This window comes from Streptomyces sp. NPDC028419 (assembly GCF_055565515.1).
The window spans coordinates 2,195-15,477 of sequence record NZ_JBVHUE010000008.1; the positions used below are offsets into that span (position 1 = coordinate 2,195).

The 13,283-nt window shown below is 76.1% G+C and carries 7 protein-coding genes; 6 read left to right on the top strand and 1 reads right to left on the bottom strand.

Annotation, left to right across the window (positions count from 1 at the left end):
- Positions 1-271: 271 nt before the first annotated feature.
- Positions 272-2,563: a hypothetical protein gene (locus ACZ4UB_RS11650; protein WP_468069958.1), complete on the top strand. Its 2,292-nt coding sequence runs from the start codon at positions 272-274 to the stop codon at positions 2,561-2,563.
- A gap of 108 nt (positions 2,564-2,671) precedes the next feature.
- On the opposite strand, the gene ACZ4UB_RS11655 is transcribed toward ACZ4UB_RS11650, so the two are convergent.
- Positions 2,672-4,918, bottom strand: a complete 2,247-nt coding sequence (locus ACZ4UB_RS11655; protein WP_468069959.1) for an MMPL family transporter — start codon at positions 4,916-4,918, stop codon at positions 2,672-2,674.
- 279 nt (positions 4,919-5,197) lie between these two features.
- Here ACZ4UB_RS11655 and ACZ4UB_RS11660 point away from each other — a divergent pair, with 279 nt between their 5' ends.
- The 5 genes from ACZ4UB_RS11660 to ACZ4UB_RS11680 all read left to right on the top strand — a co-directional run bounded on the left by ACZ4UB_RS11660 (position 5,198) and on the right by ACZ4UB_RS11680 (position 13,246).
- On the top strand, positions 5,198-6,475 hold the full coding sequence (locus ACZ4UB_RS11660) for a sensor histidine kinase (protein WP_468069960.1): 1,278 nt from the start codon (positions 5,198-5,200) through the stop codon (positions 6,473-6,475).
- Positions 6,472-7,224 (top strand): response regulator, encoded by a 753-nt coding sequence (locus tag ACZ4UB_RS11665; RefSeq protein WP_468069961.1) that lies wholly within the window; start codon positions 6,472-6,474, stop codon positions 7,222-7,224. The genes ACZ4UB_RS11660 and ACZ4UB_RS11665 overlap by 4 nt, the downstream gene beginning before the upstream one ends.
- 125 nt (positions 7,225-7,349) lie before the next feature.
- The gene (locus tag ACZ4UB_RS11670) at positions 7,350-10,634 is read left to right on the top strand and encodes an amino acid adenylation domain-containing protein (protein ID WP_468069962.1); all 3,285 of its coding nucleotides are present in this window, start codon (positions 7,350-7,352) and stop codon (positions 10,632-10,634) included.
- 359 nt (positions 10,635-10,993) lie between these two features.
- Entirely contained in the window at positions 10,994-11,914 is a 921-nt protein-coding gene (locus ACZ4UB_RS11675) for a hypothetical protein (protein ID WP_468069963.1), read from the top strand.
- Positions 11,915-12,118: 204 nt separating this feature from the next.
- Positions 12,119-13,246, top strand: coding sequence for a metallophosphoesterase family protein (locus ACZ4UB_RS11680; RefSeq protein WP_468069964.1), 1,128 nt, complete (start codon positions 12,119-12,121; stop codon positions 13,244-13,246).
- Positions 13,247-13,283 lie beyond the last annotated feature (37 nt).

The following is a 13,283-nucleotide window of genomic DNA, read 5'->3' on the forward strand; positions in this document are numbered from 1 at the left end:
CCGTCGGCGAGGATACTGCCGTAAGCCATGCCCCCCCCCCCCCCCCCCTTCCCCTCCCCTCCCCCCCCCCCCCCCCCCCCCCCCCCCCCCCCCTCCTCCCCCCCCCCCTCCCCCCCCCCCCCCCCCCCCCCCCCCCCCCCCCCAAGCCGCGGGCGGCCCGCACGTCCGCGTCGACACCGAGCTGCTCGCCGCCCTGCCCCGCGCCGCGGCGGCGGCCGAAGCGCGCCGGACGATCGGGGCGGCGCGGGAGCGGGGCGAGGGCGCGAGCGCCGTGCGGCCCGCCGTCGCGCACCTGCCGCCCACCGAGGCCCGCCCCGAACTGCTCGCCGCCACGACCGGTCCCGTGGCCCACGACCGGGCCGTGGGCTGGCGGCTGCTCATCGCGAACGCGGGGCGCTCGGGCGACCCCGAGGCCGTGCTCCTCGTCCTCGCCGAGATGGCCCGCCTGCGCAACGAGCAGGACCCGGTGCGCACCGCGGCCCTGACCGCGCTGGCCGACGTACGGCCCGCGCTCTTCGTGGACGAGGCCGCACCGCACCTCGAACGCATCGCCCGGGACGCCGTCGAGGCCCGCGACTGTTCCCAGCCCACGCGCGGCGCCCTGTCCCGCACCGCCCTCGGCGTGCTGCGCGAGCACGCGGCGGCCGACTCCGCGCTGCGCGCCTGGGCCCTGCGCACCGTCGTCGACGATTTCGGACGCACCCACCGCCTCGCTCTCGGTCGGCTCGACCAGGTCCTGAGCCACGGTCAGGAACGCCCGCTCTACGAGGCGTTGCGGCCGTGGTTCGAAACCTGCGCCGAGAAGGGGGAGTTCCGGCCCGCCGTGGCCTTCGCGCACGCCCTCGGCCGGCGCGCCGCCGCACTGCCCGCGCTCCAGGAACTGCTCGCGGCGGCCGTGCACCGAGGTCGACCGAGCACCTCGCGGGAGGCCGCCGCCCTGTGGCTGGAGCCCCGGGCGCACCGCGGCGCGCGCGTCGAGGAGCTGCTGGCCGCCGACCCCTCGACCGTCTGCCTGCCCCAGGTGGCCCACGTGGTGACCCACCAGCGCACCGATCTGCTCGGCGCGCTGATCGGCGAGCGGCCGGCCGGCCGGTTCCACGACGCGAGCCAGCGCCCCCGCCCGCACCTCTCGGGGGTGCACCGCTGGACCGGCCGCCAACAGGGCCGTGTCGCCGAGGTGTTGGCCGCCGAGTGCGCGGACACGACGTTGTCCTTGGGTGACCGTGCCTTCGCCGTCGACGCCGTGGCGCGCGTCCCCGGCCGGGGGGCGGCCGTCGTGCGCGCGGCCACCGCCGCGCCCGAGGTGCTCCTCGTCGAAGCCGCGCTCGCCGCCCTCGTGTGGACCGACCGTCCCGGCGAGGCGCTGCCCGAACTGCTCGCCCACGCGGGCGGGGACCGGGCGCGCGTCGCCGTGTACGCGGCGACCAGGGCCTCCCGGTACGTGTCGCCCACCCGGCTGGAGGGCGTCCTGAGCGCGCTGACCGCGCCCGGCGCGGCCAAGGTGACCAGCCGCAAGGAGGCCGTGCGGCTCGCCGCCGTCCGACTGCGCCGGCCCCGGGTCGCCGCGGTGCTCGCCGAGGCGTTCGAGGCGCCGGGCCAGCACCCCGACGTACGGGCCGCCTGCGTGCCCTTCGCGGCGCCGCTGATCGGAGACGAGCGCGCCGCGCGGCTGCTGGCGGCGGCCGCCCAGGGGGGTCCCGCCGAACGGGCCGCGGTCCTGCGGGTGGCCCCCACGGAGCTGCCGGAGGCGGCGCGGGCCCCCTACGCCAGGATCGTCCTCGCCGCGAGCGCGGGCGCGGCGCCCGAGGAGGTCGCCGCCGCCTGCCGGTCCCTCGCCTCCTGGCTGCCCTGGGCCCCGGACGCGGTGGTGGAGGCGCTGCTCGCGGTCGCCGTGGACCTCGGTGACCGGCGGGGCTGGTCCGCCGCGGCGGACGTCCTCGCGGACGCCGCCGCGAGCAGCCCGCAGGCGGGTCGGGGCGTGTGCCGGGCGGTCGACGCACTGATCGCGGCCGACCGTCGGTCCGTCGACGGCCCCGACGACGCGGGTGCGCTGCGGGACCGGCCTGCGCTGCGTCGGATCACCCACCTCGCGACCCGACTCGGCGCCCCGCTCGACCGGGTCCGCCCCGCTGACGGCGCCCCGCGCGCGGTCGTGGCCGAGGTGGTCGCGGTGCTCACGGCCTACGACGCCACCACCGCGGCCGGCATCCGGCTGAGCGCGCGCGCCTTCGAACCCGCCCTGCCGCACGAGGAGTTGTACGACTCCTTGGTCCTCCTGGCGCGCGCTCACGCGGGCCGCCCGGGGCTGGTCCGCGCCACCACGGACACGCTGCGCGCGGCGGCCCTGACCGAGGACGGGGGGACCCCCGAGGCGCTGCACGCGGTCGCGGGGCGCCTGGCCGCCACCGGCGAGCGCACGGAGGGCCTCTTCGCGCTGGCCCTGCTCACGGCGGCCGGACTGCGCGCACACTGGCCCGCCGCCCACCGCGACCTGTTGCGCACCCTGCGCCGCCACCCGGAGCCCGACGTCCGCGACGCGGCCCTGGAGCGCACCACGGTGTAGTGCCGCCCGTCGGCGCGCCCTCCCGGAGGGCGCGGCGGCGTGCGGCGAACGCGGGCACCCACCCGGCCGTGTGGACCGGGTGGGTGCGGGCGTGCGGAAGGGCGTGGATCAGGGGAACGGTACGTGGTGCGGCTCGGGTGCGGGCTGCGGGGCCCGCGGAGCCTGCGGGGTCTGCGGAGCCTGCGGGGTCTGCGTGCGGTGCTTGTGGCGCCCCGGTCGGACGGGCCACCACGTGCCGCGGCCGAGGAGCGCGGCCAGCGCCGGCACCAGGACCAGTGACAGGACGGAGGCGGAGAGCAGGATGCCGACCGCGGTGGCGAAGCCCACCTGCCGCGAGCCGGGGTCGGGTGCGACCGCCAGGCTGCCGAAGGATCCGGCCAGGACCAGGCCCGCCGTGGTGATGGCGGGCGCGGTGCTGCGGACGGCGCGGGCCACGGCCGCCCGGGCCGGACCGGGACGCTCCATCTCCTCCCGGATGCGGTCGCTGATCAGGATGTTGTAGTCGGTGCCGAGGGCGACGACGAACAGGAACAGCACCAGCGGGAGGGTGAAGGCGACGCCGGGCTTGTCCAGGAGGTGCTGGAAGACGAGGGCGGAGGCACCGAGCGTCGCCGCGAAGCCGAGCCCGACGGAGATCATCAGGATCACCGGTGCGAGCAGGCTGCGCAGCAGGACGACCAGGATCAGGGCGATCAGGGCCGCCGCGACCGGGAAGACGATCCGCAGGTCCTCGTCGACGGCGTCGGCTATGTCCACGAACACCGCGGCGGTGCCGCCCACGTGGGCCTCGGTGCCCTCCGGGGAGTGGGCCCGCACCGTGCCGCGGACCGGACCGGCGACCAGGTCGCGGGCCGGCTGCGTCTGCGGATCGACGGTCAGGAACAGGTCGATGCGGGCGGCCCGGTGGTCCTCGTTCAGGGTCGTCGGCCCGACCCGGCCGACGCCCTTGACGGAGCCGAGGGCCCGGGAGAGCCCGTCGAGGCGCCCGGTGGTGAGGGCGCCGCCGTCGCGGGCGGTGACGTACACGGTCGTCGGTTCCCAGGCGTCCGCCGGGAGCGCGCGGCCGATCTCGGCCGCGGTCTCGGTGGCCGCCGTCTTCTCGCCGCTGCCGCCCTGGCCGTAGTCCATCGCGATCCCGGCCAGCCCGGTGGCCAGCACGCCGAGCAGGGCCACCGAGGCGAGGACCAGGGCCACGGGCCGCCGCGCCACCAGATCGCCGAGCCGCCCGGCCGAACCCGCGCGCGGGGCCCGCTTCAGGGCCCGCGAGGGCCAGAACATCTTGCGCCCCGCCATCGCCAGCATGGCCGGCATCAGCGTCAGGCTGCCGAGCAGCATCACCAGGACCGACACCGCGATGGCCGGACCCAGCACCCGGAACTGCCCGAAGGAGGCGATCCCGAGGGTGGCGAAGGCGGCCACGATGGTCAGCGCCGCCGACGTGATCGCCGTGCCCACCCGGCCGGAGACCTCGGCGGCCACGGCGCGGGCGTCGCGCTCGGGCTGGGCGCGCAGCTGTTCGCGGTAGCGGAAGAGGAGGAAGAGGAAGTAGTCGATGCCGATGCCCAGCAGCACCACCCCGATCAGGCTGGGCGTGGACCCGTCGAGCTTGATGCCGGTGAGCATCGCGGTCCCCGAGACGGCGCCGCCCGCGACGCCGCCGATGAAGGTGATCGCGAGCAGTGGCAGGAGGGCGGCCAGGACGCTGCGGAAGACGAGCACGTTGAGCAGCAGGATCAGCCCCGTGGTGAGCCCGCCCACCACCTTGGACCTGGTCTCCCCGGCATCGGTGGTGTCGGTGACCGACGCGACGCCGCCGGTGAACCCGCTCCGCAGGCCCGCCTCGGCGAACTCGGCCCGGGCGTCCGCCCGGAACGCGCGGTAGACGTCCAGCAGACCGGGGTCCATGGAGTTGCCCGTCAGCTGGACCGAGAGCAGCTGGAAGCTGCGGTCCGGGGCGGTCATGGCGGGAGCCACCCGCGGGGTCTGCGAATGGTCGATCAGGAGGAAGGCAGGCCCGTCGTTCTTCGCCGGGGGCATGGCCACGCGCCGCTGCCCCAGCTTCTGCGCCGCGGCCTTGACGTGCTGCTCGTCGGCGCCGGTCAGCGGCGCCCCGTCGGACCGCCCGACCAGGACGGTCACCGTGTTCGCGTCGGGCTTCACCCCGAAGCGCTCCTCGGCGACCTTCAGCGCGGCGGCCGAGTCGTAGCCGGCGGGCAGGAAGTCGCCCGGCTGGGCTCCGGTGACGCGGAAGACGAGGGCACCGTTGAGGAAGGTCATGGCGATGCCCAGTACGGCCCAGAGGGCGATCACCTTCCATGGGTTCCTGGTGGAGAAGCCGGTCAGGGCGCGGATCACGAATTTCCTCCGGTGGTGCGGGACGGGTGCTCCGGGTGGTTCCCGGCCTGTATCCAGACCATCAGGAGGAGGGGCCGCGATCATCGGGGCGCGGGATGAGAAGCGGGCGGGGAGCGTGGTCCGGCGCCGGGCGCGACCCAGGACCCTGGTCCTGGTCAGGGCCTCCCCCCGCGGTCCGTGGTCGCTGCACGGACCCGGTGCGAGAATGGGTCCAGGCGTGGTCGCGGCGCCACCGGCACGAGGCCGGAGGGCTGGTCGGCGGCCCGGGGGAGGACCCAGATGAGCGGCCGAGACGCCGCGGCACCGCTGTGGACGCGTGAGGACGCGCTCGTCACCATCGGCGCGGTGGCGGCGGACCTGATCGCCTACGGCATGGCGCGGCAGGCCGGTCACTGGCCGGGCACCCCGGGCGCCGTGTTCCTCCTCGTGGCCTCCGCGCTCCCGCTGCTCGTGCGCCGCCGCTTCCCGGTGGCCGTCTTCGCGGCGGTCATGGCCTTCGAGGTGGCGCTGCGCCTCGGCCTCCCGGTCGCCCCGGGCATCAACACCAGCCTGGTGGTCGCCCTGTACGCCGTCGCCCGGACCGGGCGCCCGGCGGCCACGACCGCGGCGGGCCTGGCGACCGTCGCCCTGGCCCTGCTCGGTTCGGCCCGCGGGGTGACGTTCGGGATGGCCGCGCTGGGGTACGCGACCTCGGCGGTGATCGTGGTCGGGGCCGCGTTGCTGGTCAACCGCTGGCAGCGGGACGTGGAGGCCAACCGCCGGCTGCTGGCCGACCGGGCCGTCGCCGAGGAACGCCGCCGCATCGCACGGGAGCTGCACGACATCGTGGCCCACCACATCACCGTCATGCAGCTGATGGCGGGCGGCGCACGGGCCAACCTGGAGAGGTCCCCCGAGGCGGCGCGCGAGGCCCTGATGACGCTGGAGGGCTCCGGCCGGCTCGCGCTGAGCGAGATGCGCCAGCTGCTCGACGTCCTGCGGGCCGACGACCCGCCCCCGGACGCGGCGGCGCCGCACCCGCACGGCGCGGCGGCGCCCGAGGCCCCCCAGCCCGGCGCCGACGACCTGGACCGGCTCGTCACCGAGTCCCGCGGATCCGGGTTGCCGACCGAACTGAGCGTCCTGGGGGAGCCGTACCCGCTGCCCCCGACCGTCGGCCTCACCGTCTTCCGGGTCGTGCAGGAGGGGCTGACCAACGCCCGCAAGCACGCGGGGGACGCGCGGGCGTCCGTACGGATCGCCTACCACCCGGACCGGATCACCGTCGAGGTGTGCGACGACGGGGTGGGCGGGACCGGCCCCGAGGGCGGGGCGCCACCGGCCCGGGCGGGGCGGGGCGGCTCCGGGTACGGTCTGATCGGCATGCGCGAACGCGTGGCGCTGCAGGGCGGCACGCTGGACGTCGGTCCGCTCGACGAGGGCGGCTTCCGGGTGGCGGCCGACCTCCCGGTCGACCCGAGCCCGGGGACGTCGGGGCGGGAGTCCGTACGGGAATCCGTGCGGGAGTCCGTGCGGGGGTCGGCATCACAGGACGTACGGGAAGGGGCGCGGCGATGAGCGCGGCGGCGGGCGGGACCACGAGCGGGACCACGAGCGAAACGGCGGGCGCGGCCGAGGGCGCGCCGGGGCCGATCCGGGTGCTGATCGCCGACGACCAGCCGCTGGTGCGGCGGGGCCTGGCCCTGATCCTCGGGCCCGACCCGGACATCGTCGTGGTCGCCGAGGCGGGTGACGGCGAGGAAGCGGTGGCCCTCGCCCACCGCCACCATCCCGACGTCGTCGTGATGGACATCCGGATGCCGGTCCTCGACGGGGTCGGGGCCACCGGACGGATCGCCGCGGAACTGCCCGGCTGCCGGGTCCTCGCGCTGAGCACCTTCGACCTGGACGAGTACGTGGTGGCCGCCCTGCGCGCGGGCGCGTCCGGCTTCCTGCCCAAGGACGTGTCCCCCGAGGAACTGCTGGCGGCGGTCCGCACCGTCCACACGGGGGAGGCGGCGGTCGCCCCGCGCCTGCTCACTCGCTTGCTCTCCGCCTACGTCACCACCCCGGCCCCGCCCCGATCCGCGGCGCCGGTCCCGGACGTCGGCGACCTCACGCCCCGGGAGGCCGAGGTGTGGCGGCTGATGGCCACCGGCCTCGACAACGCCGAGATCGCGGGGGAGATGGACATCAGCGGCTCCACCGTCAAGAACCACATCACGAACGTCTTCAACAAACTCGGGGTGCGTGACCGGGCACAGGCGGTCATCGCCGCCTACGAGTCCGGGGTCGTCGAGGCCGCCCGCGCACGGGACTTGGCTTAGATGTCCCGCTGATCCGGTGGATTCGCGCCGTGTTGACCCCCTCCGATGGCCGGAAAACGTCGGTCCGCTTCAGGGAAACCGAGCGGAGGATACGTTTCCGTCCCTGACGAGGAGGGGGATCGGCGATGACCGAAACAGCGGTGGACCCGGCGGGTGGGGCGGGTCGTACGGACCTGGCGGACCCGGCGGACACGGCGGACCTGGCGGACGCGGCGGGCGCAAGCGTCCACGCGCGGCCGGTGGCGGAGCTGTTCTTCGAGCGTGCGCGGCTGCACGCGGAGCGCCTCGCCGTGGACGAGCCGGGCGGTACGCGCTACACCTATGCCGAACTGGCCGCCCGCGTACGGGAGTTCGCGTCCGGGCTGCGCGCCCTGGGCGTCACCTCCGGCGCGGTCGTCGCGGTCGCCGGCCCGCGCGGCCCCCAGGCCTGCGTCGCGCTGCTGGGCGTGGTGTGCGCCGGGGCCAGCTACCTGCCGCTGGATCCGACCCTGCCCGCGGCCCGGGTGGCCGGCATGCTGGAGGACGCCTCGGCCCTCGCCGTCGTCCGGCTGCCGGGCGCGGTCTCGGTCGACCCCGACATCGCCCCCACCTGGGACCACGAGCGGATCCTGGCCGCCGGACGGGCCCGCCTCCGGGACGGCGAGGGGGAGGGTGAGGTGGAGGGCGAGGCGTCCGGCGCCCCGGCCGGGCCCGCGGTGACGGCCGACGTGCCCGCCTACGTCATGTTCACCTCCGGCACCACCGGGCGCCCCAAGGCCGTGGCCGTGCCGCAGCGCGGGCTGGTCCGGCTCTGCGTGGACAACGGCTTCTACGAGGTGCTCCCCACCGACCGCGTGCTGCACGCGGCCACGCTCTCCTTCGACGCCTCCGTCCTGGAGATGTGGCCCGCCCTGCTGAACGGGGCCTGCCTGGTCCCGGCCGACTCCACCCTGCTGCTCGCCCCGTACGCCCTCGCCACCTTCCTGCGCGAGCAGGCCGTCACCGTCCTCTTCGCCACCACCAGCGTCTTCCACCACATCGCGCACGAGCGCCCCGAGACCTTCGCGGGCCTGCGCTACGTCCTGACCGGCGGCGAGGCCCTGCGCCCGGACGCGGCCCGCCGCGTGCTGGCGCACGGGCGACCGGAGCGGCTGATCAACGCCTACGGCCCCACCGAGACCGCCTGCGTGGCGGTCGCCCACCAGGTGGAGGCCGTCCCCGAGGGGGCCACCGGCGTCCCCATCGGCCGCCCGATCGCCGACACCGACTGCCTGGTGCTCCGGGAGGACGGGGCTCCGGCCGGCCCGGGGGAGGAGGGCGAGCTGTGGATCGGCGGCCCGGCCGTCGCCGCGGGCTACCTGAACAACCCGGCCGAGAGCGCCCGCCGCTTCGTGGCCCGGGACGCGGCGGCGGGAGCCGCCGACTTCTACCGCACGGGGGACTTCGTACGCCGCGCGCAGGACGGCACGCTGGAGTTCCGCGGCCGCCGCGACGACCAGGTCAAGGTGCGCGGGTTCCGGATCGAACCCGACGAGATCCGTGACGCGGTCGCCACCCACCCCGGGATCACCGACTCCGTGGTGCTGGCTCGCGAGGACGGCCCCACCCGCCACCTGGCCCTCTTCGCGACCGCCGCCCGCCCCGGCCGGCACCCCGGCGTACGGGAGCTGCGCGCCCACCTCGCCGAGCGGCTGCCCGCGTTCATGGTCCCGGCGACGATCACGGTGCTCGACCGGCTGCCGCTGGCCGCGAACGGCAAGGTGGACCGGGCGGCGCTGCTCGCCCTGGCCCCGGCTTCGGTCCCGGCCGCAGGTCCGGCTGCCGGTCCGGCCGCCGGTCCGCTCGGCCCGGGGGTCGCCGCTGACGTCCTGCCGTCGGCGTCCCCGTCCGGCCCGCTCCCCGAAGGGGCGGACGGAGCGGCGACCGCGGGGGCCGACCGCGAGTCCATCGCCGCCCTGGTCTCCCGGATCTGGGAACAGACGCTCCCGCAGGGCGTCCCGCACGCCCCCGACGACGACTTCTTCGTCCGCGGCGGGAACTCCCTCATCGCCGCCCAGCTCGTCAACACCGTCCAGGCCGTCCTGTCCATCGGCGGCGCGCACAGCTACCGGCTGGTCGGCGACCTCCTCAACCAGCCCACCCTCAAGGCCTTCATCGCCGCCGTCGAAGCCACCGTCCACGACCGGCCGACCCCGCGGGGCGCGCCCGTCGCGGGCCGCTGGCTCGCGGACCTGGAGCGGCGGGTGCCGCGCGTGACGCCCGTACCCATCACGGCGCACGACCGGCCCGACTGGCGGGTGCCCCGCCACGTGCTGCTCACCGGGGCCAGCGGCTTCCTCGGCGCCCACCTGCTGCGCGAGCTGCTCGACCGCACCGACGCCGAGCTGCACCTGCTGGTCCGCGCCCGGGACCTCGCGCACGCCCACCGCAGGATCGCCCGGGCGCAGCGCCGCCACGGCATCACCCGGCCCCTGCCCCTCGACCGGATCCACCCGCTGCTCGGCGATCTGGGCCGGCCCCGCCTCGGGCTGACGGACGCCGAGTTCGACCACCAGGCCGCCCGCGCGGACGTGATCCACCACTGCGGCGCCGATGTCAACTTCCTCTACCCCTATGAGCAGCTGCGCCCGGCCAACGTCGACGGCACCGGGGAGTTGATCGCGCTCGCGGCGCGCAGGGGGGTACCGCTGCACTACGTCTCCACCATCGGGGTGGTGCACGGGTTCGGCGCGGCCGGGGTGCGGGAGGTCGGCGAGGACACCCCGCTCGACCACGTCGAACTCCTCTCGATGGGGTACACCGAGAGCAAGTGGGTCGCGGAGGAACTGCTGCGCAAGGCCGGCCGGGCCGGGCTGCCGGTGGCCGTGCACCGTCCGCACGAGATCACGGGCGACACCGTCAGCCGCACCTGGGACAGCGGGGCCGCCCTCTGCGAACTGTTCAAGATCATTACGGAGTTGGGCCTCGCCCCCGACCTGCCGGTGGCCCTCAACTTCGTCCCCGTGGACCACGTGGCCGCCTCCATCGTCCACCTCGCCGTGCACCGGGAGGCCCAGGGGCAGACGTACCACCACGTGAACCCGCGCCAGGCGCTGCTCGACGACCTCGTGCAGCGGTTGCGGGCCCACGGGCACCGGATCGAGACCGTCGGCTACCACCGCTGGACCGAGGCGATGCAGGCGCATCTGGCCGAGCGGCCCGGCCACTCCTTCGCCCCGTTCGCCCCCCGGTTCACCACGCTGGCGGCCGGGAGCGACCTGACGCTGGAGGAACTCTGCACGACCGATCACTTCCCGGCGCTGGGCCGGGAGCGGATCGAGGCCGATCTCACGGGCAGCGGGCTGGTCTGCCCGCCGGTCGACGCCGCGTTCCTCGACGCGTGCATCGGCTACTTCCACGCCTCCGGATTCATCCCCTCACCTGCGGGTTGACCCCGACGGGCCGGGGGCGGGCGGGGATGGCCGTCCCCGGCCGGGGCGGGCGGGCGGCGACGGCCGGAGGCGCGGCCACGGGGGCGCGGGTGGGCGTACGGGTGGGGTGCCCTTGCGTCACGAGATGGCGACGGAGTGTGCGGCCGCCTCCCGTACCCCGTAAGGTCGGACGACCCCGCAGGTCAGGACATGGGTCCCGACCCGAGTTCACGCGCCGTTCACCTGACCGGTTCCGTGTCGTTCGTCCGGACTGATGGCCTGTGGTGCGTGATGGGTTGATGTGCGACGGATGCTCTGGGATGTCGGTGTCGGGGGAGGGTGAGGGGCCAGTGGTGGGGACAGCCACGTGGAGTGCGGCCGTGACGGCCGAGGAGGGCGGCGGACCGCGCGGCACTGCCGCGCCGCCCGCCGCGCCGACCGAGGTGTCGGCGACCGGGTCGGCGACCGGGTCGTCGACCGGTGAGGTGGCGGGTGGGCAGGTCGGCGTGGCCAATGCCGCGCCCACCTATCAGGTCAAGCTGTTGGTCGACCCGCACCGGATCCTGCGCGCCGACGGGACCCCGCTCGGCCGGGCCGCCGCCGCGCTCGGGCTCGGGCAGTCGAGCGGCTTCGAGGTCACCCAGTACATGGACGACGCGGACCTGAGTTTCGCCGGCGCGGGCTGGATCATCCGATTCCGGCACGACGGCGCCGAGGACCGGCTGCGGTTGACCTACAAGACCCGGTTCGACATCGTCGGGGACGGGACCGATCTCGCCGCGGTCGAAGAGGCCCTCGACCGGGCCAACGCGCACCGCTTCGACTCTCGTGCCACCAACTACGACCCGCAGGTCAACCTCAGCTACTCGCGGGCCACGCTCGACTTCTCCAACAAGAAGCGCGAACCCGCGCCGGACCTCGCCCCGGGAGCGCTTCCGGACCCGGCCGAGTGCCGGGCCATCGCGCTCGACCGGCTGCCCGGCAAGATGCGGAACTGGCCCGCCAAACCGGCCGGCTGGGCGGAGGCCGTCGCGGCCAGCCCCCTGATCCACGGGCCCGTCCACCAGACCAACTACCCCGGTGAGGTCCTCGGCCACGCGGTGGAGCTGCAGATCACCCCGCTGTGCGACGCGGACGGCCGGGAATCCTGGTTCGCCGAGATCACCGCCAAGGCCGACACCTTCGCCGAGGCCGTACGGCTGCGCGCCGACCTGATGGGGAAACTGCGCGCCGAGGGCTGGCTGCTCAAGCGCAACGCCTTCAAGACGGACCTCGTCCTGGGCGGGCACCGTGCCCGGTGATCTCGTGCCCGATGGTTTCGTGCCGATCGCCGGCGCCGCGCCCGCGGCCACGGTCGGCGGGCGCGTCCCGGGCCACGCCCCGTGCCTCGCCCCGCACCGCCCGTGGCCGCACCGCCCGCCCCATCCGTCCCGACCGCGCTCCCGCGGTCCCGGATCCGGCCACGGGGTTCCCGCCGGGGCGCCCGCCTCGGCATGCTGGACACCATGACACCGCCGTCCGTGCCGTTCCCCGCCCGGTCGTCACGCTCCACCCCGGACCCCGCACGCGCGCAGCGGTCCGGCGGCCGCCGCGACCGGGCCGCGCCCGAGCGAATACGGTTGGCGCACCTCGCCGACCTGCACGTCGGTTCACCCCTGCGCGGGCTCGACCACTACCCCGGCGCCCCCCGGATCGACGCCGAGCAGGCCCCGTACGACGCCCTGGACGCGCTCGTGCGCCGGGTCGCCGACGGGCGCTACGACGGCGTCCTCGTCGCCGGGGACGTCTTCGACCGGCACCACGCCGACGCCACCGCGCTGACGGCCTTCCAGGACGCACTGGGTCGCTTCCACGACGAGGGCCTCGCGACCGTCGTCGTCGCCGGGAACCACGACGCCGAGTCGCCCCTGCCGCAGAAGCTCCACCTGCCGCCGTCCGTGCGCTGGTTGGACGCCCACGCACCGCAGACCGTCCACTGGGACCACCTCGGGGCGGCCGTCCACGGCCAGTCGATCGTGCGGGCCGACGACCTGCGCGACCTCGCGGCCGGCTTTCCGCCCCGGATCCGCGGACTGGCCAACATAGGCCTGCTGCACACCAGCCTGCACGGCGCGTGGAGCGGCAGGACCTGCGCACCGACCACCGTGCGGACGCTGGCGGGCGCGGGCTACGACTACTGGGCCCTCGGGCACGTCCACCACCGCATGGCGCCCGCGCGCGGCCTGCGCGCCGGCTACTCGGGCAACGCGCACGGGCGCGGCCCCGGCGAGAGCGGCGGGCGCGGCTACACCGAGCTGCTGATCGGCGGGGGGAGCGTGACCGCGAGCGCGGTGGACACGGCCCCGGTGCGCTACGAACCCCTGTACCTGCCCCGTGCGACGACCGCCGAGGCGGACGTACGGGAACGGTTCGCCGCCGTCCCGCCACCGGCCGCGGGGACGGCGGGCGCCGCGGGGCCCGCTGGCGCGGTCGTGTGGACGCTGTCCGGGCCGGGCGGCGAGGACATGGTCCGGCTGGCCCGTGAGGTGGCGGCGGAACTGGACCGGCCGGACTTCATGGTGTGTCGCGCCCGGGTCCCCGCGGCCGGCGGAGCGGGCTCGCCCGCGGCCGCTCGGGGCGGGTGCGCTGGGTAGGCTCGGGCGCGAAGACGATCACACGACCCGAGGCGGG